19 protein-coding genes, 2 tRNA genes and 1 pseudogene are annotated in these 23,181 nt (G+C 63.5%); 17 read left to right on the plus strand and 5 right to left on the minus strand.

Annotation, left to right across the window (positions count from 1 at the left end):
- The first annotated feature begins 192 nt into the window (after nt 1-192).
- From AC3RCP_RS09815 to AC3RCP_RS09860, 10 genes are all read left to right on the plus strand, one after another.
- Nucleotides 193-1,218, plus strand: a complete 1,026-nt coding sequence (locus tag AC3RCP_RS09815; RefSeq protein ID WP_007931569.1) for an NAD(P)H-dependent glycerol-3-phosphate dehydrogenase — start codon at nt 193-195, stop codon at nt 1,216-1,218.
- A gap of 18 nt (nt 1,219-1,236) precedes the next feature.
- Nucleotides 1,237-1,584: a DUF4389 domain-containing protein gene (locus AC3RCP_RS09820; RefSeq protein WP_007931570.1), complete on the plus strand. Its 348-nt coding sequence runs from the start codon at nt 1,237-1,239 to the stop codon at nt 1,582-1,584.
- Entirely contained in the window at nt 1,581-2,030 is a 450-nt protein-coding gene (gene sixA / locus AC3RCP_RS09825) for a phosphohistidine phosphatase SixA (RefSeq protein WP_009042809.1), read from the plus strand. The genes AC3RCP_RS09820 and sixA overlap by 4 nt, the downstream gene beginning before the upstream one ends.
- A gap of 230 nt (nt 2,031-2,260) precedes the next feature.
- On the plus strand, nt 2,261-3,928 hold the full coding sequence (locus AC3RCP_RS09830; protein WP_492569750.1) for an AMP-binding protein: 1,668 nt from the start codon (nt 2,261-2,263) through the stop codon (nt 3,926-3,928).
- A gap of 30 nt (nt 3,929-3,958) precedes the next feature.
- Nucleotides 3,959-4,402 (plus strand): hotdog fold thioesterase, encoded by a 444-nt coding sequence (locus tag AC3RCP_RS09835; protein WP_492569752.1) that lies wholly within the window; start codon nt 3,959-3,961, stop codon nt 4,400-4,402.
- A 114-nt stretch (nt 4,403-4,516) separates the two neighbouring features.
- A complete protein-coding gene (locus tag AC3RCP_RS09840) occupies nt 4,517-5,323 on the plus strand; it encodes an alpha/beta fold hydrolase (protein WP_053260173.1) in 807 nt (268 codons plus the stop codon).
- Nucleotides 5,320-6,174 carry an alpha/beta hydrolase gene (locus AC3RCP_RS09845; RefSeq protein WP_492569754.1) on the plus strand — a complete coding sequence of 285 codons (855 nt, stop codon included), beginning with the start codon at nt 5,320-5,322 and terminating at the stop codon, nt 6,172-6,174. The genes AC3RCP_RS09840 and AC3RCP_RS09845 overlap by 4 nt, the downstream gene beginning before the upstream one ends.
- 50 nt (nt 6,175-6,224) lie before the next feature.
- Nucleotides 6,225-6,884 carry a glutathione S-transferase family protein gene (locus tag AC3RCP_RS09850; protein ID WP_007931599.1) on the plus strand — a complete coding sequence of 220 codons (660 nt, stop codon included), beginning with the start codon at nt 6,225-6,227 and terminating at the stop codon, nt 6,882-6,884.
- 8 nt (nt 6,885-6,892) lie between these two features.
- Complete coding sequence (locus AC3RCP_RS09855; RefSeq protein ID WP_173679741.1) at nt 6,893-7,699, plus strand: DUF4892 domain-containing protein; 807 nt, start codon at nt 6,893-6,895, stop codon at nt 7,697-7,699.
- An 82-nt stretch (nt 7,700-7,781) separates the two neighbouring features.
- Complete coding sequence (locus AC3RCP_RS09860; protein ID WP_053260176.1) at nt 7,782-8,837, plus strand: AI-2E family transporter; 1,056 nt, start codon at nt 7,782-7,784, stop codon at nt 8,835-8,837.
- 119 nt (nt 8,838-8,956) lie between these two features.
- Here AC3RCP_RS09860 and AC3RCP_RS09865 read toward each other — a convergent pair whose 3' ends face one another.
- On the minus strand, nt 8,957-9,994 hold the full coding sequence (locus tag AC3RCP_RS09865; RefSeq protein ID WP_007931605.1) for an ATP-binding protein: 1,038 nt from the start codon (nt 9,992-9,994) through the stop codon (nt 8,957-8,959).
- Nucleotides 9,994-10,758, minus strand: a complete 765-nt coding sequence (locus AC3RCP_RS09870; RefSeq protein ID WP_007931608.1) for a response regulator — start codon at nt 10,756-10,758, stop codon at nt 9,994-9,996. The genes AC3RCP_RS09865 and AC3RCP_RS09870 overlap by 1 nt, the downstream gene beginning before the upstream one ends.
- A gap of 315 nt (nt 10,759-11,073) precedes the next feature.
- Between AC3RCP_RS09870 and pyrF the strand changes: the two genes are divergently transcribed.
- The gene (pyrF, locus tag AC3RCP_RS09875; RefSeq protein WP_007931610.1) at nt 11,074-11,772 is read left to right on the plus strand and encodes an orotidine-5'-phosphate decarboxylase; all 699 of its coding nucleotides are present in this window, start codon (nt 11,074-11,076) and stop codon (nt 11,770-11,772) included.
- Nucleotides 11,773-11,925: 153 nt separating this feature from the next.
- On the opposite strand, the gene AC3RCP_RS09880 is transcribed toward pyrF, so the two are convergent.
- Nucleotides 11,926-12,930: an NADP-dependent oxidoreductase gene (locus AC3RCP_RS09880; RefSeq protein ID WP_101337209.1), complete on the minus strand. Its 1,005-nt coding sequence runs from the start codon at nt 12,928-12,930 to the stop codon at nt 11,926-11,928.
- A gap of 233 nt (nt 12,931-13,163) precedes the next feature.
- Between AC3RCP_RS09880 and AC3RCP_RS09885 the strand changes: the two genes are divergently transcribed.
- The 3 genes and pseudogenes from AC3RCP_RS09885 to AC3RCP_RS09895 all read left to right on the plus strand — a co-directional run bounded on the left by AC3RCP_RS09885 (nt 13,164) and on the right by AC3RCP_RS09895 (nt 16,097).
- Nucleotides 13,164-13,925, plus strand: a complete 762-nt coding sequence (locus AC3RCP_RS09885) for an SDR family oxidoreductase (RefSeq protein ID WP_492569774.1) — start codon at nt 13,164-13,166, stop codon at nt 13,923-13,925.
- Between the two features lie 246 nt (nt 13,926-14,171).
- Nucleotides 14,172-15,233 (plus strand): annotated as a pseudogene (locus tag AC3RCP_RS09890) (HAMP domain-containing protein); the annotation flags it as partial.
- Complete coding sequence (locus AC3RCP_RS09895) at nt 15,234-16,097, plus strand: methyl-accepting chemotaxis protein (RefSeq protein WP_371860901.1); 864 nt, start codon at nt 15,234-15,236, stop codon at nt 16,095-16,097. It abuts the pseudogene before it with no gap.
- 86 nt (nt 16,098-16,183) lie between these two features.
- Here the strand turns inward: AC3RCP_RS09895 and AC3RCP_RS09900 are convergent, their stop codons facing one another.
- Nucleotides 16,184-16,954, minus strand: a complete 771-nt coding sequence (locus tag AC3RCP_RS09900; protein WP_007931618.1) for a hypothetical protein — start codon at nt 16,952-16,954, stop codon at nt 16,184-16,186.
- A gap of 365 nt (nt 16,955-17,319) precedes the next feature.
- Between AC3RCP_RS09900 and AC3RCP_RS09905 the strand changes: the two genes are divergently transcribed.
- The 3 genes from AC3RCP_RS09905 (at nt 17,320) to AC3RCP_RS09915 (ending at nt 18,968) form a co-directional block, all read left to right on the plus strand.
- Nucleotides 17,320-17,395, plus strand: a tRNA-Glu gene (locus tag AC3RCP_RS09905).
- Nucleotides 17,396-17,398: 3 nt separating this feature from the next.
- Nucleotides 17,399-17,474, plus strand: a tRNA-Gly gene (locus AC3RCP_RS09910).
- A 279-nt stretch (nt 17,475-17,753) separates the two neighbouring features.
- A complete protein-coding gene (locus tag AC3RCP_RS09915; protein WP_492571671.1) occupies nt 17,754-18,968 on the plus strand; it encodes a sugar transporter in 1,215 nt (404 codons plus the stop codon).
- 131 nt (nt 18,969-19,099) lie between these two features.
- Here AC3RCP_RS09915 and AC3RCP_RS09920 read toward each other — a convergent pair whose 3' ends face one another.
- Entirely contained in the window at nt 19,100-22,552 is a 3,453-nt protein-coding gene (locus tag AC3RCP_RS09920; protein WP_101337212.1) for a GLUG motif-containing protein, read from the minus strand.
- Nucleotides 22,553-23,181: the final 629 nt, after the last annotated feature.

Below are 23,181 nucleotides of genomic sequence, written 5' to 3' on the forward strand. Positions count from 1 at the left end.
CACAGCCTTGATAACGAGTAATTGCCGCGCATGTTAACCGAGATGACCGGGTTTTCCAGTCGATAACCCCGACATTCCCCGTCCTAATCGGTGTTTTCCCGGCATTTGTGCCTAATTGTTCACAGGGCTGGCCGCCGCAGGGGCGCCCCGTATAATGCCGCCATCGCCACTGTATGGATTGACGGATTGCATATGACTGAACAGCGCCCTATCGCGGTCCTGGGAGGCGGAAGCTTTGGTACCGCCGTGGCCAATCTGCTGGCCGAGAACGGTCATCGGGTGCGGCAGTGGATGCGTGACCCGGAGCAGGCGGAGGCCATTCGCATTCATCGCGAAAATCCGCGTTACCTCAAAGGCATCAAGATTCATCCGGCGGTGGAGCCGGTGACCGATCTGTTGGCCACCCTGAACGACAGTGACCTGTGTTTTGTCGCCTTGCCCTCCAGCGCCCTGCGCTCGGTGCTGGCGCCCCATGCGCAGTTGCTCGCCGGCAAGCTGCTGGTCAGCCTGACCAAGGGCATCGAAGCACAGACCTTCAAGCTGATGAGCGAAATCCTCGAAGACATCGCCCCGCAAGCGCGGATCGGCGTGCTGTCCGGGCCGAACCTGGCCCGTGAAGTGGCCGAGCACGCCTTGACCGCCACCGTGGTTGCCAGTGAAGACGAAGAACTCTGCCAGCGTGTGCAGGCGGCCTTGCATGGCCGGACCTTCCGCGTCTATGCCAGCGCCGACCGCTTCGGCGTCGAGCTGGGCGGGGCGTTGAAGAACGTCTACGCGATCATTGCCGGCATGGCTGTGGCCTTGGGCATGGGGGAAAACACCAAGAGCATGCTGATTACCCGGGCGCTGGCGGAAATGACCCGTTTCGCCGTCAGCCAGGGCGCCAACCCGATGACCTTCCTCGGCCTGGCGGGGGTCGGTGACCTGATCGTCACCTGCTCGTCGCCCAAGAGCCGCAACTACCAGGTCGGTTTTGCCCTGGGCGAAGGCCTGAGCCTGGAAGAGGCGGTGGACCGGCTCGGCGAGGTGGCCGAAGGCGTGAACACCCTCAAGGTGCTCAAGGTCAAGGCGCAGGAAGTGGGCGTATATATGCCGCTGGTGGCCGGATTACATGCCATCCTGTTTGAGGGGCGCACGCTGAACCAGGTCATCGAGCTGCTGATGCGCGGCGAGCCGAAAACCGATGTCGATTTTATCTCCACCAGTGGTTTCAACTGAGCAGGACAGGAGCGAGACATGAACGATACGAATTCCGAAGCCAAGTACGAATCCATCCTGCTGCGTGTGCTGTGGATGCTGGTGTTCGTGCTGGTCTGGCAAGTGGCGCAATTCATCCTTGGCGCGCTGGTGCTGGTGCAACTGATCTACCGGCTGATCTACGGCTCGCCGAGCGCCAGCCTGATGAACTTCGGCGACAGCCTGAGCCAGTTCCTGGCGCAGATCGGTCGTTTCGGCAGTTTCCATACCGACCAGAAGCCTTGGCCGTTCGCCGACTGGCCGGCCCCGCGGGCCCCTGAAGGTGAAGCGCCGCATGTGGTGCCACCGGCGCCCCATCCGGTGCGTGACGAGGAGCCCAAGCTGTGAAGCTCTGGGTGTTGCGTCACGGTGAAGCCGAGCCTCACGCGCGCAGCGACGCCGAGCGCAACCTGACCGAGCATGGCCGCGAGGAGGCGCTGCGCAGCGCCGCTCACCTGATCGGCCAGCCGCTCAGCGCGATCATCGCCAGCCCTTATGCGCGGGCGCAGCAGACGGCGAAGCTGGTGCGCGAAGCCCTGGGCTTCGAAGCGGAAATCCGCACCGTCTCCTGGCTGACGCCGGACAACAACCCGCTGTCGGTGGTCGCCCAGCTCGACTCGGCGGACAACGTGCTGCTGGTCAGCCACCAGCCGCTGGTGGGCAACCTGATCGGCCTCCTGCAGCACGGCCATCTGCGCAATCCCCAGCCGATGCACACCGCGGGCCTGGCGGAACTCGAAGGCGACTGGCCGCTAGCCGGCCTGATGACCCTCAACAGCATCAGGAATCCCTGAGCCAGAGCCCTTGAACTCGTGGGAGCGAGGCTTGCCCGCGAAGGAAGCGGCGCGGACTGTCCGAAGCAGCGCGTCCGCCTTCATCGCGGGCAAGCCTCGCTCCTACCACGATCTGTTCTTTTCGCTACATTTCTTAACTTGCAGCGTTCCTTTGTGCGTGGAATAGTCGCCCGAGCAAGTGCTTGGTTGGCTAGCCTCACGATCAGAACAAAAACAAAGGAGCGAGTCGCATGTCTGCTGCTTTTCGTTTGCCGCTGGAAGTGTTCTACGAGCGCGAAGCTCGTCATCCCCGCCAACGTTTCCTGGTCCAGCCCCTGGGTGGTGGCCGGGTCGAAGAACTGACCTGGGCCGACGTCGGCCACCAGGCCCGCTGCGCCGCCCACTGGCTGCGCGCCCGCGAGCTGCCACCGGGCAGTCATGTCGCGATCATTTCCAAGAACTGCGCCCACTGGATCATCGCCGACCTGGCGATCTGGATGGCCGGTCACGTTTCCGTGCCCCTGTATCCCAACCTGACCGCCGATTCGGTGGCCCAGGTGCTGGAGCATTCCGAGTCGGCCCTGGTGTTCATCGGCAAGCTCGACGACTGGCCGGCGATGGCCCCCGGCGTGAAGCCCGGGCTGCCCACCATCAGCCTGCCGATCTGTCCCGAAGGCCGCTTCGACTTCACTTGGGACGAGTTGCAGCAGTGCTCGCCGATCCAGGACGACCCCAACCCCGCCGCCGAGCAACTGGCGACCATCATCTACACCTCGGGCACCACCGGCCTGCCCAAGGGCGTGATGCACAGCTTCGGCACCCTGGGTTTCGCGGCTTCACGCGGCACCCAGCTGTTCGGCCTCGGGCCGACGGACCGGCTGCTGTCCTACCTGCCGCTGTGCCATGTGGCCGAGCGCATGTTCGTCGAGATGGCGGCGATCTATACCGGGCAGACGGTGTTCTTCGCCGAGAGCCTGGAGACCTTTCTCACCGACTTGCAGCGGGCGCGGCCCACGGCGCTGTTCGGCGTGCCGCGGATCTGGACCAAGTTCCAGATGGGCGTGTACAGCAAGGTCCCGGCCAAGCGCCTGGAGTTCCTGCTGGGCCTGCCTTTCATCGGCAAGCGGGTCGGGCACAAGGTGCTGGCCGGGCTGGGGCTGGACGCCCTGCGAGTCGCCTTGTCCGGCGCCGCGCCGGTGCCGCAGACCCTGCTGGACTGGTACCAGCGCCTGGGCCTCGACGTGCTGGAGGTGTACGGCATGACCGAAAGTTGCGGTTATTCCCATATCGGCCGCAGCGGCCAGCATGTACCCGGCTGGATCGGCCGGCCCTGCCCGGATGTCGAGGTGCGGATCGACGAGGCCGGAGAGGTCCAGGTGCGCAGCGGGGCGACCATGCTCGGCTACTTCAAGGACCCGCAGAAGACCGCGGAAACCGTCACCGCGGATGGTTTCCTGCGTACCGGCGACAAGGGCGAGCAGGACGCCGATGGCAATCTGCGCCTGACCGGGCGGCTCAAGGAGATCTTCAAGACCAGCAAGGGCAAGTACGTGGCCCCGGCGCCGATCGAGAACCGCCTGGCGGTGCATTCGCGGATCGAGCAGGTGTGCGTGGTCGGCGATGGCCTGAGTGCGCCGCTGGGCTTGTGCGTGTTGTCCGCGGCCGGTTTGCAGGACGCCGCAGGCAACGCCCGTGGTGGCCTGCATGCGAGCCTGGAAAGCCTGCTTGACGAGGTCAATGGCGCGCTCGACAAACATGAACGCTTGCACCGCCTGGTGGTGGTGAAGGACAGTTGGGCGGTGGAAAACGGCTTTCTGACCCCGACCCTGAAGATCAAGCGCAATGTCATCGAAGCCGCCTACGGCGAGCGCTTCAAAGAGTGGAGCGAGCGCTCCGAAGCGGTGCTGTGGCAGGATTGAGCGCGGATAACCTCCCTAAAGGATGCAGTGATGAGCCTATGGCGTACCACCCCGAACATCGAGCAACTGAACGCGATCCAGAAAAACACCATCGGTGAGGTGCTGGACATCCGCTTCGAGTCCTTCGACGACGAATCCCTGACCGCGAGCATGGTGATCGACCATCGCACCCATCAACCCTATGGCTTGCTGCACGGCGGCGCCTCGGTGGTGCTGGCGGAAACGGTCGGCTCCATGGCCAGCTACCTGTGCATCGACGCCAGCAAGTTCTACTGCGTGGGCCTGGAGATCAATGCCAACCATTTGCGCGGCCTGCGCTCCGGCCGGGTGACGGCGGTGGCCAGGGCGATTCATATCGGGCGTACCACCCATGTCTGGGATATTCGCCTCTGCAGCGACGAAGGCAAGGTCAGCTGCGTATCGCGCCTGACCATGGCCGTAGTGCCGCTGGGGCAGACGCCGCCGGCACGTTGAGTGGTACCCATAGGCTGAAGCGGAGTGTCATCATTCTTGACCGTTACTGTCATTGCCGCCGGGTAATGGCATGCGGACAATCAGCCATCGTTTTTTGTTCATGAGTTAGCCGGTATGTCGCAACAGGTGTTTTTCACTCACGCCAACGGATTTCCCTCGGGTACCTATGGCAAGTTGTTCGCCGCCCTGGCACCCGAATATCAGGTGGCGCATTTGCAGCAGCACGCCCACGATCCGCGCTTTCCGGCGGACGACAACTGGCTGAACCTGGTGGACGAACTGATCCACCATCTGCAACAGCAGGCCGAGCCGGTGTGGGGTGTCGGCCATTCCTTCGGCGGCGTCCTGCATCTGCATGCGGCGCTGCGTTGTCCGGAGCTGTATCGCGGGGTGGTGATGCTCGATTCGCCGGTGCTGACCCGCGCCGATCAATGGGTGATTCGCGCCGCCAAGCGGTTCGGTTTCATCGATCGCCTGACCCCCGCCGGCCGGACCCTGGGCCGCCGCGAGGAGTTCAGCGACCTGGAGTCGGCGCGCAAGTATTTTGCCGGCAAGACCCTGTTCCGCGGCTTCGACCCCGAGTGTTTCGACGCCTACCTGCAACATGGCCTGCATCAGGTCGACGGCCGTTTGCGGTTGCGTTTCGACCCGGCCACCGAGATCAGTATCTATCGCGGCGTGCCGCACACCAGCCCGGGCCGCCCCCGGCAGTTGAAGGTGCCGCTGGCGGTAGTGCGCGGGCGCCAGAGCCGGGTGGTGATGAAGCACCACGCCAGCAGTGTCGGGCGCATGCCCCATGGTGAGTCCCTGAGCATGCCGGGCGGGCACATGTTCCCGCTGGAGCGCCCGCAGGACACCGCGGCCCTGCTGAAAAAACTCTTCAGCCGCTGGCAAGCCCGCGCCGAACGGAGCTGCGCATGAGCGCCGCGGTGGAAGAAGTCCGCCTGAGCCTGCCGCATATCGAGCTGGCGGCGCACCTGTTCGGCCCCGAGGACGGCCTGCCGGTCATTGCCTTGCACGGCTGGCTGGACAACGCCAACAGCTTTGCGCGGCTGGCGCCCCGGCTGCGTGGCTTGCGCATCGTCGCCCTGGACATGGCCGGGCATGGCCATTCCGGACACCGCCCCCTGGGCTCCAGCTATGCGCTCTGGGATTACGTGTATGACGTGTTGCAGGTCGCCGAGCAACTGGGCTGGAAACGCTTTGGCCTGCTCGGGCATTCCCTGGGGGCGATCGTCTCGCTGGTGCTGGCCGGCTCGTTGCCCGAGCGGGTGAGCCACCTGGCGCTGATCGATGGGGTGATTCCGCCGACCGCCAGCGGGGAAAACGCCGCCGAGCGCATGGGCATGGCCCTGCAGGCCCAGCTGGACCTGCGGGACAAGCGCAAGCCGGTCTACGCCACCCTGGACCGCGCCATCGAGGCGCGGATGAAGGGCATGGTCGCGGTCAGCCGCGAAGCCGCCGAACTGCTCGCGCAACGCGGCCTGATGCCGGTCCCGGGGGGCTACACCTGGCGCAGCGACAGCCGCCTGACCCTGGCTTCGCCGCTGCGCCTGACCCAGGAGCAGGCCCTGACGTTCGTCCAGCGCCTGGCCTGTCCGGCCCATCTGGTGGTGGCGGCCGACGGCATGCTGGCCAAGCACACAGACTTGCTGGAGCGGCTACCCTTCAGCCGGGAACAGCTGCCCGGAGGCCATCACCTGCACTTGAACGACGAAGACGGTGCCACCCTTGTTGCAGACTGTTTCAATAGGTTTTTCGCCGTTTCTTGACTTGCAGCGGGCAACTGTCGAGGCTGGGCGGGTTGAAATGGGAGACAACCATGATAGATCTCTATACCGCTGCGACCCCGAATGGCCACAAGGTCTCTATCGTGCTCGAGGAACTCGGCCTGCCTTATACGGTGCATGCCCTGAGTTTCGACAAGAAGGAACAAAAGGCTCCAGGCTTTCTCAAGATCAATCCCAATGGCCGGATTCCGGCGATTGTCGACCGCGCCAACGGTGATTTCGCGGTGTTCGAGTCCGGCGCGATTCTCATCTACCTGGCTGAACTCAGCGGGCAACTGCTGCCCAGCGATCCCCAGGGCCGTTCCCGGGTGATCCAGTGGCTGATGTTCCAGATGGGCGGCATCGGTCCGATGCAGGGCCAGGCCAACGTGTTCTTCCGTTATTTTCCGGAAAAGCTCCAGGGCGCCATCGATCGTTACCAGCATGAAACCCGGCGCCTGTACGAGGTGCTCGACAGCCGCTTGCAGGAGGTCGAGTTCCTTGCCGGCGACTACAGCATTGCCGATATCGCCACCTTTCCCTGGGTGCGCGGCCATGAATGGTCCGGGGTTTCGGTGGACGGCCTGGCGGCCCTGCAACGCTGGATGGCGACCCTCGAGGCGCGGCCGGCGGTGCAGCGCGGGCTGCTGGTCCCGCAACGCACGGATGACGCCAGTGTCATCAAGGGCGCCCAGGCCATGCTGATCCGATGAGAGCACCCATGCGTTTATTCAGTGTCCTGCTGTTGTCCGCTGTCAGCCCCTTGCTGTTCGCCGCCGATTTGCCCGGCAGCCATGACTTGCCGATCGTGCCGCGCATGCCTGACGCGCAGATCGTCGACTATCGTCCGGCGGCCGAGATGGAGCGGATCTACCCCATGGGCTCGATCCGCAAGATCAGCGGCCAGCTGCGTTTCGATGGCCAGGTCGGCGCTCGTGGCACCACGACTTCGGTGACCTACGAGTTGCCGCCGGAACATTCCTCGACCGCGGCCTTTACCGCCGCCCGCGAAGCCTTGCAGGGGCAGGGCGCCGAACTGTTGTTCTGGTGCCAGGCCCGCGATTGCGGGGAAAGCAGCCTGTGGGCCAACGAGGTGTTCGGCAACGCCAAGCTGTATGGCGCCGATGCCCAGCAGGCGTACCTGCTGTTGCGCCTGGCCGCGCCCAACGACAATTCGCTGGTGGCCCTGTACAGCATTACCCGCGGCAACCGCCGGGCGTACCTGCATGTCGAGCAATTCGACGCCAGCACCCCCCTGGGCGAGTTGTTGCCGACCTCGGCCACCCTGTTGCGCCAGCTCAAGGACACCGGCGAGCTGGACCTGCCCAAGCTCGGCGGCGAGCCCCAGCCGACCTGGCTGACCTTGCTGTCGCGCGGGTTGAACCTCGATACCACCTTGCGGGTCAGTGTTTCCGGGCCGAATGCCGAAGCCTGGCGCCAGGCCCTGATCGGCCAGGGCGTGCGTGCGGCACGCATGGAAAGCGGCAGCCGCGAGGCGCCTGGTTTGCGTCTTGAGCTGCTGCGCTGAACCGCTGCATTGAACGGGCTTGGGCGAACGGGCATCCACCGTTCGCCTACGCTTGGTGAGTTGACCTTTCTCGAGATCCCAAATGCTCAATAATGATCGCCTGTTGGTGCAGATCCTGCTTCTGGTGCTGTTCGGCGCCAGCTTCTGGGTCATGGCGCCGTTCTGGTCCGCGTTGTTCTGGGGGGCGGTCCTGGCGTTTGCCAGCTGGCCGCTGATGCGCTTGCTGACCCGCTGGCTCAATGGCCGCGAGGCCCTGGCTGCGGCCGTGCTGACCCTGGGCTGGATGCTGCTGGTGGCGGCGCCGCTGGTCTGGCTCGGCTTCAACCTGGCCGACCATGTGCGTGACGCCACCGCCTTTATCAAGGATGTGCAGGTCGATGGCCTGCCCGCAGCGCCGAGCTGGCTGGCCGGCGTGCCCTTCGTCGGTGAACGGCTGGTGGGGCTGTGGAACAGCATCGACCAGCAGGGCGCGGCGATGATGCTGGCGATCAAGCCCTACCTGGGGCAGGTCGGCAACTGGCTGCTGGCCCGCAGCGCGCAGATCGGTGGCGGGATCCTCGAGCTGACCCTGAGCATCGTCTTCGTATTTTTCTTCTATCGCGACGGGCCGCGCCTGGCGGCGTTCGTCCACGGGCTGCTGGAGCGCCTGATCGGCGACCGCGCCGGCTACTACATCGAGCTGGTGGCCGGTACGGTGCAGCGGGTGGTCAACGGTGTGATCGGCACCGCCGCGGCCCAGGCAGTCCTGGCCCTGATCGGGTTCCTGATCGCCGGCGTGCCGGGTGCGCTGGTGCTGGGGATCGTCACCTTCCTGCTTAGCCTGATTCCCATGGGCCCACCGTTGGTATGGATTCCGGCCACCGCCTGGCTGGCCTGGAAGGGCGAATACGGGATGGCGGTGTTCCTCGGTATCTGGGGCACCTTCATCATCAGTGGCGTCGACAACGTGCTCAAGCCCTACCTGATCAGCCGCGGCGGCAACCTGCCGCTGGTGATCGTGCTGCTCGGGGTCTTCGGCGGGCTGATCGCGTTCGGCTTCATCGGCCTGTTCATCGGCCCGACCCTGCTGGCCGTGGCCTACAGCCTGTTGACCGACTGGAGCGCGAGCCAGGCGCGGGGTGAAGACAAGCGCCTGTAGCCGCTGCTCGGCAGCGGCTACAGCGGTACGGTGGTGGCTGATGATCAGGCGGCGACGTCAACGCCGCCGGGGGCAAGGTTCGTGGACGGGAGCCGGGTACCGCCCGGCACACGGGCGACTCAGACGCGGGGCAGGCGCACCACGGTGGTCAGGCCGCCACCGGGGGTTTCTTCCAGGTGCAGTTGCCCGCCCAGGCGTTCGGCGGCCTCGCGGGCGATGGTCATGCCCAGGCCGACGCCGCCGGAATTGCGGTTGCGCGAGCCTTCCAGCCGGTAGAAGGGTTCGAACACGGCTTCGCGCTGGTCTTCGGCGATGCCCGGGCCATGGTCGATGACCCGGATCAGCACCTGCTCGCGGCTGTCCTGCAGGCTGATGCGGGCATGCCCGGCATAGCGCAGGGCGTTGTCCAGCAGGTTGTTCAGGCAGGAACGCAACGCCATCGGCTGCACCTGCAGGGGCGCGCAATGGCCGTCGGTCTGCACGTCGGCGCCCTGGTCCTGGGCGTTTTCACAGAGCGATTCCACCAGCGCCTGCACATCCATCCACTGCAGGGCCTCGCTGGTGCGCTGTTCGTGCAGGTAGCTCAGGGTCGCGTCGAGCATGCTGATCATGTCGTCGAGGTCCTGGCGCATCTGGCCCTGCAGCTTGTTGTCTGCGATCTGTTCCAGGCGCAACTTGAGGCGCGACAGCGGCGTGCGCAGGTCGTGGGAGACCGCGCCGAGCATGCGCCCGCGTTGCTTGACCTGCTCCTGGATGCGCCGTTGCATCAGGTTGAAGGTGTGGGCCGCCTGCCGCGCTTCCCGTGGGCCGGACTCGTCCAGTGGCGGGCTGTCGAGGTCTTCGCTGAGGCGCTCGGCGGCATCGCTCAGGCGCTGGATCGGCCGGGTCAACAGCTTGGCGCCGTACCAGGCGGCGATGATCAGCGAGATGAACTGGAAGGTCAGCGGCACGATCGGGCCGCCGAACCAGGGACGTGGTGGCCGCGGCTCGAAACGCCCGCCGCCGGGCTGTGGCTGGCCGCTGAATTCGCTGGCCGGCGGGCGCGGAGGCGGGCCGTAGAGACGGAACCAGAAGAAGGCGAGCAGGTGGGCGAGCACGATCGCGATCAGCAGCACCCCGAACAGGCGGCCGAACAGCGTATCGAAGCGCCCACGCATCAGCCGATGTCTCGGGCGTCGAACAGGTAGCCTTCGCCGCGCACGGTCTTGATCAACTGCGGCGATTTCGGGTCGTCGCCAAGCTTCTGCCGCAGGCGCGAGACCAGCAGGTCGATACTGCGATCGAAGGCTTCGATGGAGCGGCCACGGGCGGCGTCCAGCAACTGTTCGCGGCTCAGGACCCGGCGCGGGCGTTCGATGAACACCCAGAGCAGGCGGAATTCGGCGTTGGACAGCGGTACGACAAGACCGTCGGCGGAGATCAACTGGCGCAGCACGCTGTTCAGGCGCCAGTTGTCGAAGCGGATATTGGCCCGCTGCTCGGTGCGGTCGTCGCGGACCCGGCGCAGGATGGTCTGGATCCGCGCCACCAGTTCCCGGGGCTCGAAGGGCTTGGCCATGTAGTCGTCGGCCCCCAGTTCCAGGCCGATGATCCGGTCGGTGGGTTCGCAGCGGGCGGTGAGCATCAGGATCGGGATGTCCGACTCGGTGCGCAGCCAGCGGCACAGGGACAGGCCATCCTCGCCGGGCAGCATCAGGTCGAGCACCACCACGTCGAAGTGTTCCGCCTGCAAGGCCTGGCGCATCGCCGCGCCGTCGGTCACGCCGGTGGCGTGGATATTGAAGCGGGCCAGGTAGTCGATCAGCAGTTCGCGGATCGGTACATCGTCGTCGACGATCAGCGCCCGGGTGTTCCAGCGCTTGTCGTCACCCGTGCCAGGTGCTTTCTGATCGTCATTGAGGGGAGCTGGAATGTTGTGCATGCGTGCGATCGTCTGCCAGGTAGGCTGCCAACCACAAAGATGGGCGGCGAGGTGGTGGCTTCAGCATAGGCGTCCGGCCCTGGGGCTGGAAGTGCTGTTCGGGAGTGTTGCGGCTGGCGAGGGTAGCCGGGCGGGTTGTTGCCGGCGTGTCGGGAGTGTATCGGGCTCGACACAATTACCGCCAGGGTCGGGCATTTGCACGGTTTTATCGATACGCAAGCTGCCGTTGGCGATGAATTACCGATCATCGGGTCCCGGAGCGTCGTCGCTTGCGCTACAATCCGCGCCGATTTCGACTTGCCTGAGAGCCCCTTCATGTCCGCTTGCCAGACTCCTATCATCGTCGCCCTGGACTTTCCCACCCGTGACGCCGCACTGAAACTGGCTGATCAGCTGGACCCCAAGCTGTGCCGGGTCAAAGTCGGCAAGGAACTGTTCACCAGTTGTGCTTCGGAAATCGTCGGCACCCTGCGAGACAAGGGTTTTGAAGTCTTCCTCGACCTGAAATTCCATGACATCCCCAACACCACCGCGATGGCCGTCAAGGCCGCCGCGGAGATGGGCGTATGGATGGTCAATGTGCACTGCTCCGGCGGCTTGCGCATGATGGCGGCCTGCCGCGAAGTGCTGGACCAGCGCAGCGGCCCGAAACCGCTGCTGATCGGCGTGACCGTGCTGACCAGCATGGAGCGTGAAGACCTGGCCGGCATCGGCCTGGATATCGAACCGCAGGAGCAGGTGCTGCGTCTGGCCGCCCTGGCGGAAAAGGCCGGCATGGACGGCCTGGTCTGTTCGGCCCTGGAAGCCCAGGCGCTGAAGGCCGCGCACCCGTCGCTGCAACTGGTGACCCCGGGGATCCGTCCGGCGGGCAGCGCCCAGGACGACCAGCGGCGCATCCTCACCCCGCGCCAGGCGCTGGATGCCGGTTCCGACTATCTGGTGATCGGCCGTCCGATCAGTCAGGCGGCGGATCCGGCCAAGGCCCTGGCGGCCGTGGTGGCCGAGTTGGCCTGAATCCGGCAGCAGAGTGCTGGCTGTCGGCGATAGTGCAAGCGCGCTTCGCGCTATCGCGAGCAAGCTCGCTCCTACAGAGAGTGCATAGGCCCTTGTAGGAGCGAGCTTGCTCGCGAAACGATCGTACAGACAGCCTGATTCAAAGAGCCACGTTCAAACCTTCAGCACCAGCTTGCCGAAGTTCTCGCCGCTGAACAGCTTCATCAGCGTTTCCGGGAAGGTCTCCAGGCCTTCGACGATATCCTCCTTGCTCTTGAGCTGCCCCTTGGCCATCCAGCCGGCCATTTCCTGCCCGGCGGCGGCGAACTGGGCCGCATAGTCCATCACCACAAAACCTTCCATGCGCGCACGATTGACCAGCAACGACAGGTAGTTGGCCGGTCCCTTGACCGCCTCCTTGTTGTTGTACTGGCTGATGGCGCCGCAGATCACCACCCGGGCCTTGAAGTTCAGGCGACTGAGCACCGCATCGAGGATGTCGCCGCCGACGTTATCGAAATACACGTCGACGCCTTTCGGGCATTCGCGCTTGAGGCCGGCATGGACGTCTTCGCTCTTGTAGTCGATGGCCCCGTCGAAGCCCAGTTCGTCGATCAGGAACTTGCATTTGTCCTGGCCGCCGGCGATGCCGACCACCCGGCAGCCTTTGATCTTGGCGATCTGCCCGGCAATGCTGCCCACCGCGCCGGCCGCGCCCGACAGCACCACGGTTTCACCGGCTTTTGGCGCACCGACGTCCAGCAGGGCGAAATAGGCGGTCATGCCGGTCATGCCCAGGGCCGACAGGTAGCGCGGCAGCGGCGCCAGTTTCGGATCGACCTTATAGAAGCCGCGCGGCTCGCCGAGGAAATAGTCCTGCACGCCCAGGGCGCCATTGACGTAGTCGCCGACGGCGAAGCCGGGGTTGTTCGAGGCGATCACCTGGCCCACGCCCAGGGCGCGCATCACTTCACCGATGCCCACTGGCGGGATGTAGGACTTGCCTTCGTTCATCCAGCCGCGCATGGCCGGGTCGAGGGACAGGTACTCATTCTTCACCAGGATCTGCCCGGCCGCCGGTTCGCCGACGGGAACCTGCTGGTAGGTAAAGGTTTCGCGGGTTGCCGCGCCCACCGGGCGTTTGGCGAGCAGAAACTGGCGATTGGTCTGGGTGGTCATGGCAGGCACTCGAGGATCGATGGAACCCTAGTTGATAGACCTTCAGCCCTGATGCCGCAAGGTTTGCCGCTGTAGCGAATAGGGGGCGATCCAGAGGCGTGATGGTGGTATGGCAGCCTTCATCACCATTGCGGATAAGTGGGCAACCGGCCCTCTGATAGTGCTGCCGCGTGCTCGTTGCCTGTGCCTAGACTGGGCGAATCCGATCCATGCATTCCATCGAGGGCATCACCATGAGCATGACGTTTTCCGGCCAGGTCGTTTTGGTCACCGGCGCAGCGGCGGGTATTGGCCGGGCCACGGCCCTGGCGTTCGCCACGCAGGGGCTGAAAGTGGTGGCGGCCGACCTCGACGTCGCCGGTGGCGAGGGTACGGTGCAATTGATTCGCGCCGCCGGTGGCGAGGCACTGTTCGTGCGCTGCAACGTTACCGACGAGGCGGATGTGCAGAACCTGATGGCCCAGGTGGTGAGCAGCTACGGCCGTCTCGACTATGCCTTCAACAATGCCGGGATCGAAATCGAGAAGGGCAAGCTGGCGGACGGCACCCTGGATGAGTTCGACGCGATCATGGGAGTCAACGTCAAGGGCGTCTGGCTGTGCATGAAGCACCAGTTGCCGCTGATGCTCGCCCAGGGCGGCGGGGCCATCGTCAACACGGCGTCGGTGGCCGGCCTCGGCGCGGCGCCGAAGATGAGCATCTATGCCGCCTCCAAGCATGCGGTGATCGGCCTGACCAAGTCGGCGGCCATCGAGTATGCGAAGAAGAAAATCCGGGTTAACGCGGTGTGCCCGGCGGTGATCGACACCGATATGTTCCGCCGTGCCTACGAGGCCGATCCGAAGAAAGCCGAATTCGCCGCGGCCATGCACCCGGTCGGGCGGCTCGGCAAGGTCGAGGAAATCGCCAGCGCGGTGCTGTATCTGTGCAGCGACGGCGCGGCCTTCACCACCGGCCATGCGCTGGCGGTCGACGGTGGTGCCACCGCCATCTGACGCTCGCCTGTCTTAGGGACGGCCCTGGTGACCAAGCGTTGCCTGGGTTGTACCGGATCGACCTCGACCATTCTGAAAACGACCTGAACGTAGCTTTTTGCCATTATTCCGACGCCAGAGACTTGTGCTCCAGTGCAGCCCGTTGCGAACCTGCAAAACTGGACAATGGCCCTGTTGCCATTGGGGACTGGAAGGGGACTGAGCGCAATGAATTCGGCCACGAACGGACGTTTTGCCAACCTCGGCATGGCGAAAAAACTGGGTGTCGGCTTCACACTGGTGCTGCTGCTGACGGCGCTGGTAGCCGCCATCGGCGTCTGGTCCCTGCAGACCATCAGCCAGCGTTTCGATGGCCTCAAGCAGATGTCGTCACTCAACAGCGGCTTGCTCAAGGTCCGCCTGCTCGAACAGAACTATGCCTTGCACGGCGACGCCAAAACCGCGGACGCCTTGCGCGAAGGCGTCGATGGCCTGCTGGCTCTGGCGGCGCAGCTCAAGGAGCGTTCGGCGGCGAATGTGCCGGTGATGACCGATGTCGAGCAGGCGCTGGGGGCTTACCGCAAGGCCTTCGATGAGTTCGTCGAGCTGACCCAGGCCAAGGACCTGGCGCTGGAAATGGCCAGTTGGTCAGTGTCCAGCGTGGCCAACAACCTCGACGTGCTGCAGGCCGGTCTGGCTGATGACGGCACCTATAGCCTCAAGGAGTCCGCCGGCAAGGAGGGCAGCGAGTTCGTCGAGCAGGCCAATCAGGTCAGTCAGGTTTCGCGCTTGATGCTGCAAGCCATGAACGAAGCCCGGGTGCGCCTGGACCAGAGCCGCAAGGGCGAGGAAGAGGTCGAGCAGGGCAAGATCGAACAGGCCGACCAGGCCCTGGCCCAGGCCGAGCAGCTCAAGACCCTGGTCAAGGACGCCGGTTATCAGACGGTGCTCAACGAAGTGGTCGGGCATATCGGTGGTTTCAGCGAGAAGCTCGCCGAATACACCGGCTTGCTGGCGCAGGAGAAAAAGGTCTATCAGCAACTGCACGAGCGCGCCGCGCAGGTGATGGAGCGGGTCGACCAGGCGTACGGTGCGCAGGATCAGTCGATGCAGGCGGAGCTGAAAAAGAACTCGCTGTTGATCGTCGCGTCTTCGGCCCTGGCGTTGCTGGTGGGCGTGTTGGCGGCCTGGATCATTACCCGCTTGATCGTCACTCCGCTGCGCAGCGTGATGCGCGTGGCGCAGCAGATCGCCGCCGGTGACCTGAGCGCGACGGTGGAGGTGACGCGCCGGGACGAAATCGGCCAGCTGATGCTGGCGATGCAACAGATGGGCAGCGGCCTGAGCGGTATTGTCAGCGGCCTGCAGGCAGGCATCGAACAGTTGGCCAGCTCGGCCCAGTCGCTGTCGGCGGTGACCGAACAGACCAATCTGGAAGTCAGCAGCCAGAAGGAAGAAACCGAGCAGGTGGCGACTGCGATGAACCAGATGACCGCCACCGTGCACGACGTCGCGCGCAACGCCGAAGAAGCCGCGCAGGCGGCGCAGACCGCCGACGACAAGGTGGAAAGTGGCCAGCAGGTGGTGCGCCAGAGTATGCAGCGCATCGAACAGCTGGCGGATTCGGCCACCAGCGCCAGCTCCAGCATTGAAAGCCTCAGCGCCGAGATCCAGAACATCGGCACCGTGCTCAGCGTGATCAAGAGTGTCGCCGAGCAGACCAACCTGTTGGCGCTGAACGCGGCCATCGAAGCGGCGCGTGCCGGCGAGCAGGGCAGGGGCTTCGCGGTGGTGGCCGACGAAGTGCGGGCCCTGGCCAAGCGCACCCAGCAATCCACTGAAGAGATCGAACGCCTGGTCAGTGCCCTGCGTTCGGCGGCGCAGTCCTCGGTGCAGCAGATCCAGAGCAGCGGCGAACTGGTCAAGCTGGCGGTCAGCGATGCGCTGCAGACCGAAAGCGCGCTGGGCAGCATTGCCACGGCGGTGTCGCTGATTCAGCAGATGAACCAGCAGATCGCCGCGGCCGCCGAGCAACAAAGCTCGGTCGCCGAAGAGATCAACCGCAGCGTCACCAGCATCCGCGCCAGCGCCGATCAGTCGTCACTGGCCATGCAGGGCAATGCGGCGTCGAGCATCGAGCTGGCGCAGTTGGGGGCGGAGTTGAAGGGGATGGTCGGGCATTTCCGGTTGTAATGCCGCTGATGCTTGCTACAGGCTGCGCCGCCAGGGGCGCAGCCTGTAGGCCGTGCCGCGCGTATTGCTCGCGCGGCTGTTGCCGGTCAGTCGTAAATGGCTTTCTTCTTCCAGTCGGCGTCGGCTTCGACGACCTTCAGGCCTTCGGTCAATTGGTTGACCTCGCCTTCGACCGGCTGGGTGTTGGTCAGCACCATCGCGTTGGAGCGGGCCAGGAGTTTTTCCAGGTACTCCAGTTGTTCCCGATAGACCGCCGGATCCGGCTGCTTGCGCAGGTATTGCACACCGCGCTCGAACGCCAGGCGCGCCTGGCCGGGTTGTTCCTGCTGCAGGGCGTACTGGCCGAGGTTGTTGAAGAACTCGATGTGCAGCAGCACCAGGATGTGGCGGATTTCCCGGATCCAGTGCTTGGCTTCGTTGGTCGGCAGGAAGCCGTCCTGGGCGGCGCGAGTCACCTGGCCATGCAGGGCTTCCAGAAGAAAGCGCACGTCCTTGGCCTTGGCTTCGGTCTGGATCGGGCAGGGCGGGTTGTTGACCGGAATCGATTCGCCCTGGCCGACCAGCGCGTTCAACTCGGCGATACGCGCCTTGAGCGCGGCATCGGACTTGTTCAGGTTCAACAGACGCTGAACGACGTTGAGCTCCAGGCGGGTCATCAGCAGCTTGAGCCCTGGCGACATGAACTGGCCGGGGAAGGTCTCGGTGATTTCGCCGCAGCGGCGCAGGCGGTCATTGAGTTCGACCTTGGTACGGGCCTTTTCCAGTTTATTGTTTTCCACCACATGGTTCATGTAGCCAATGGCGATCAATATTACGATCCCGGCTACTACTAGCAGGGTGATCATGAGTGGTGTCACCGTGTAAGACCTCTTTCTGGGGTTCGCGTACGAGTGGCGAGTGTAGTGACTTAGCCTTGGGGCGCCTAGCGCAGGTCGACGAGCAGAAACAGGCCGATTCTCTGCTTATATAGGAAATGTCTGGCTGGTTTCATATTGCCATCACCTAAGGATGTGGACTATAGCGTCTTGTCGAGTGTCAGAATATAGGCGTCAAGGCACAGGCTGCACAAATGCCCGAAAGGGCTCGCAAACCACCCCGAAGTCATTGATTTAAATAAATTTATATCAGGGGGTTGACGACCCTCCAATCCATCCATAGAATGCGCGCCACTTGCAGCGTAAAGCACACAGTGAAACGCGGCAGGGAGTGAATGTTGTAGCGTGTCCCCTTCGTCTAGTGGCCTAGGACACCGCCCTTTCACGGCGGTAACAGGGGTTCGAGTCCCCTAGGGGACGCCATTTGCGGGAATAGCTCAGTTGGTAGAGCACGACCTTGCCAAGGTCGGGGTCGCGAGTTCGAGTCTCGTTTCCCGCTCCAAACATAGAGCTACAGATTATCAAAGGTCTGTAGCTCATCGAAAAAGGGTCCCATTCGGGACCCTTTTTTCGTTTCCGTCGGCAGTGGCCGCGTTTCGGTCCATTGCTCCTCTGTAGTGCGGGATGACGCTGCTTTCCCCTTGTCCTGTACGCTGGCGCAGATCCTGTTCGGCGCCTGCATGCTCCTGACCGTGCGCTCAGTCTTTGTGAGTAGGCGTTTGGCACAGGGTTTGCGAAGGTCTGGGCCTGATTGACCATCGATAGAGTGGTGCACCTTTAAATGAGTATCTCCGTGGCGACAACTAAGGGTAATTGGCGGGCGGTCATCGCACTGACGTTGGCGGCCTTTGTGTTCAACACCACGGAGTTCGTCCCCGTCGGGCTATTGAGTTCGATCGGCAGCAGCTTCGACCTGTCGACGGCCCGGGTCGGTCTGATGCTCACTCTCTATGCCTGGATAGTGTCCCTGACTTCGCTGCCAGTCATGTTGCTGACGCGCAACGTCGAGCGACGCAAGCTGTTGCTCGTGCTGTTCGGGATGTTTATCGCCAGTCACATCCTGTCGGGGCTGGCCACGAGTTTCGGCATGCTGTTGCTGAGCCGGGTCGGTGTGGCCTTGTCCCATGCGCTGTTCTGGTCCATTACCGCGTCCCTGGCGGTGCGTCTGGCACCACCGGGAAAACAGGTCCAGGCCCTGGGCTTGCTGGCCACCGGTACTTCCTTGGCGATGGTGCTGGGTATTCCCCTCGGCAGGTTGCTGGGCGAGGCCATGGGCTGGCGGACCACCTTTATTGTGATTGCTGGCCTGGCTACCGCGCTGGTGTTCTGGTTGGCCAGGAGCCTGCCGTTGTTGCCCAGCCAGAACTCGGGTTCTCTCAGAAGCCTGCCGGTGCTGTTCAAGCGGCCTGCGCTGATGGCGCTCTATGTACTGACGGCCCTGGTGGTCACCGCGCAGTTCACGGCCTATAGCTATATCGAGCCTTTCATCAAGGTGGTGGCCGGCTTGAGTGGCGATGTGGTGACCCTCATCCTGCTGCTGTTCGGTGGCGCCGGTATCTTCGGCTCGCTGTTGTTCAGCAGGTTTCACCGCTACAGCCCGCAGCGCTTTCTGCTGGTGACGGTGACGTTGCTCATTCTGTGCCTGGCATTGCTGTTGCCGTTGAGCGGGGAGGTCTCGTACCTGGGCGGGCTCAGCCTGATCTGGGGGATGGCGATCATGGGCTTCGGGCTGGCGCTGCAGTCCAGGGTCCTGGTGCTCGCTCCGGACGCTACCGATGTGGCAATGGCGCTGTTTTCGGGGATCTACAATATCGGCATCGGCGGCGGCGCGCTGCTTGGCAGCTGGGTAGGGGGCCAACTCGGGTTCGCCTATATCGGCTTGGCCGGCGGCTTGCTGGCGACCTTGGCGCTGCTGCTCTACTGCGCATCCATCTACCGCCTGACCCGGTCCAGCGCTTCGGGCGCCGACGGTGCTGAGGTCGTGACAGAGAAATAGAGCTCTGGAATAGGGCGCCGAGAGGCGCCAGGCAAAAAGAGGGGGCAATGATTCGGCTGAATCATTGCCCCCTTTTTTTCACTCAGACAACAAGCCCTGCCTCCCTATGACGGGGGGCAGAGCTTCAGCTCTCAGAACTGCAGGCCAACCTGCGGCACCTTGGTCGCTTCACCAAAGACGCTGTTGCTGGATTGCTGGTCCGAATTGAAGTTGATGCCGACCAGGCCACCGTAGAACTGTCCGGAGGCGTGGGAACCATCGATCTTGCCGCCTGCCGATGACAGGCGCAGCGTACCGAAGTTCATCCCCGCCAGCCCGCCCAGGCGCGCGCCGTAACCGCCGCTGACGTTACTGGTGGTTTTGGAGTTGCTGATCTCCCCTTCATTCATCCCGGCCAAGCCACCCACACTGCTATAGCGACCGCCGTTGACCGAACCTTTGGCGGAGGAGTTGGCGACCTTGCCCTGCTGTCTGCCAACCAGGCCGCCGACCTGGCTATCGTCACCGCCGTTCACCGTGGCGGATGTCGAGGCGTTGGTGATGTTGCTGTCTTGGTTGTAACCGACCAGGCCACCAACCTGGCTATTGTTGCCGCTGCTCACCGTGCCGGATGCGGAGGCGTTGATGATACGGCCATCCTGGCTGTGGCCCACCAGGCCGCCGACCTGGCTATTGTCGCCGGCGGTCACCAGGACGGCTGCCGAGGCGTTGGTGATATCGGTATTTTTGCTGTAACCGACCAGACCACCGCTCTGGCTGCCGTTGCCGGCGGTCACTGTGGCAGATACCGATGAGTTGGCGATATTGCTGTTCAGGCTATAGCCGACGAGGCCACCGATAAGGGCGTCATTGCCGCCGGTAACGGACAGGGAGGTGGAGGACGCGTTGGCGATGGAGGACTTTTCGTTGTAGCCGATCAGCCCGCCGATATTGGCCTTGCTATCGCCTTTCACCGTGCCGGCCACCGTTACATTATCGATACGGCTGTTCTGGTTGTAGCCAATCAGGCCACCCACATTGCTACCGTACAGACCGGACACATTGCCTTTGGCCGAGCTGTTGCTGATCGAGCCATTCTGGTTCGTGCCGATCAGGCCGCCGATATTGGCATTCCTGCCGCCTTTCACCGCGCCGGAGAACAACGCGTTATCGACGCGGCCGCCCTGGTTATGGCCAATCAGGCCGCCCACATTTTTGCTGTACAGGTCGGACACGTTGTTGCTGGCAGAGCTGTTGGCAATCGAGCCACCCTGATTCTTGCCAACCAGGCCGCCGATCGCTTCCGTGCCATTGCCGGTTACGTCGCCGCTGGCGTGAGAGTTGGCCAGCGAACCCTGGTTGGAGCCGACCAGGCCACCGATCCGACCAGCCCGGCTACCCGAGACATTGGTGCTGGAGCGGGAGTTGCTGATGCTGCCATCGCCAGTATTTTCGCCGGCCAGGCCACCGATGTTCAGGTTGGCGCCGGCGAGGTCGATCGTGCCGGTGCTGGAGGCATTGGCGATGACTCCGCGGTTCGAACCCACCAATCCACCCGCGCCTCTGGAGCCAGAATTCATCTGCCCCCTGAGGGCGATATTGGCATGGCTATTGGTGATTTTTGCCACGCCACCTGCGCTGGAGACGTTTTCGCCCACCAGGCCACCCATTGCAAAGGTGTACTGGTTGCCGATCACCAGGCCGCTGGCCGAGGAGTTGGCGATGTCGCCGTTCAGGTTGAGCGCGACCAGGCCACCCAGCGAGTTCAGATGAGAGGCTCCGGTCACCCGCACGTCCTTGGCCTTGACGTTGCGGATGCTACCCATGTTCACCGCGGCCAGGGTGCCGACCTGGGTGTTGTAGTAGGTGGAATAAGCACCACTGGCTGAAATGCGTTCGAGGTTCAGGTTGCTGATCTGCCCCAGGTTGGTACCGAACAGCCCGACAAAGGCGGTGCTGCTATAGAGCGACAGGTCGCTGATGGTATTGCCCAGGCCATCGAGCTTGCCGGTGAAGGAGCGACCTTCGCCAAGTGTCCTGAAGCTGCCTTGGCCGGTGATCCGGTTACCCAGTACATAGCGGCCATTCATGTTGTTTTCGATATCGCGCAACTGCTTCAGGTTCTGCACCACCTGGTAGGACTCGCCGTTGGCGCTGAAGCGGGCATCCGCACCGGAGAGGGTGACGCTCTTGTCATCCTTGAGGCTGTGGCCGTTTTTGGAGTTCAGCTCCAGGCTCGCTCCCGTTCCGGTCAGCGCGACATCGTCATTCAGGCGAATGCCTCCCTGCGCGGCATTCAGGGCCAGGGCCGCGCCGTTGCCGGTGGCGCTCAATGCCGCGTTCACCTGGATGTCGCCGCGCTCGGCGGTCAGGCCGAGCTTGTTGCCGCTGTTCCAGGACAGCGCCTTGTTGACCGACAGGTTGCCCTTGCTGTTCAGTTCGACATTGGTCCGGGCCAGGTTCTGGGCCAGGGTATCGGCGTGCAGGGTAGGGCCGGTATTGCCGCCACGCGTGCCGTTCTCTGCCTTGGAAACACTCACCTCGTCCGTGCTGATCTTCCAGGTGCCGGTGGTGCCCTGGTCGGCGTGCGTATCCACTTGCGCAGCCAGTTGGACCTCGACCCGGGCGCCGCGGTTTTCCACCACGCCACCGTTGCCCTGGCCGCCCAGGGCGCTGGCGTCCTGGCGTCCGGCCACCTGGACGATGCCGTTGTCGCCACCGTCCAGGACAATCTTGCCGGCCTTGTTCTGCAAGGTCTTGGCCTCGATCACGCCCTGGTTGCTCACCACGTTTTTCAGCAGGCTGCTGGCGCTGCTGGCGGTCATCAACACCTGGCCGCCGTCGGCCTTGAGCAGGCCACCGTTCTGCACCAGGGCATCCACCGCGGCACCGTTCACCTGCAGGTTGAGCAGGCCGTTGCCGTCGAAGTTGACGCTGAAGTCCTTGCCCGCGCCCAGTGCGACACTGCCCATCTGCGCCTGGATTACCCCGCTGTTGCTGACCTGGGCACCTAGCAACGCGACGCTGCCGCCCTCGTTGGCGGTGATCTGGCCGGCGTTGCTCACGGCAGAGCTGGAGTTCCCGGTAAAGCGGTAAGTACCGTCGAGGAAATCCTTGTCACTGATGTTCTGGGTGGAGGCCACCAGGCCGCCGACGTTGACCTGGGCGGACTTGCCGAAGACCACGCCATTGGGGTTGATCAGGAACACTTTGCCGTTGGCATTGATACGGCCCTGGATATCGCTGCCATTGGTGCCGAGTACCCGGTTGAGGGCGATCGATTGGCTACCGGGCTGGTGGAAGCTGACGCTTTCGTCGCCAGCGACGCTGAACTCGTTCCAGTTGGTGATCAGTTTGTTGCTCTGTTGGTCGATGGTCATGTGTTTGCCGTCGACCGTGGTATGGAGGCCGGCGTCGCCCGCGACTATCGCCGCTCCGTTCGGCAAGGCAAAGGCCGGAGCCTGGGCCAGCAGGCCCAGCAGCGAGAAGCCGGCGGCGATCACGGCCTTGAGGCGACTGGATTTGCCTCGGCGCCGGGTTCCTTCGCTGGCGACGTTCCAGCAACCAGTGGCCTGGTTCCAGATCAGTGCATAGCTTTTGTTCATGGTGCGTCCTCTATATGAATACTCTGCTGATCCCCCCAGCAGAACGGGTACAACGGATGCGGGGCAGGCGCCAAGGCGATCACGCAAAGCCGGGGCGCCATTTCCTCCATGCGGGAGGGAAGTTGTTTGTCTCAAGCCGCGCTTGATTTCATGGGCTTCCAAGCAAGGGAGACCCATGAGTTTTTTTGTCAGATGAGACCTGCTACATAACGTCTAAAAAGTGGCTATTCGACTGTTTCGAAGGATTATCTGATTTCGCGGGAGAGTTGATTGCGAGCCTGTACGCGCCAGCGTTGAGGCTGGAGTTATTTGCATGTAAATGCCTGGTTGCTCAGAGGGGTCTATTAATTAACAAAAGGAAATAAAATAAAAAACCAGAACTTTCTTAACTGGTATACGGCTCTTTCCTAGTTGAAGTAAGAGGGCAAGCTATTGCGCTCGTCATATTGAAGTCCTTGCAGCCTGATGCCCGATGGCGTGGCAGAATCAGGAGCGCGATTCCCTGGGGGAACCGCTGCTTTCTCCGCTTTGGGAGGCATCTCACAATCAGCGGGCCAGGGCTTTAGGCCTGCCTGGCAGGCCTTCTCGATCGTCGAGCCTGGGCAGTTCGGGTTGCGGTGCTTTTGTTC

The organism is Pseudomonas sp. GW822-FHT05A08, assembly GCF_058800485.1.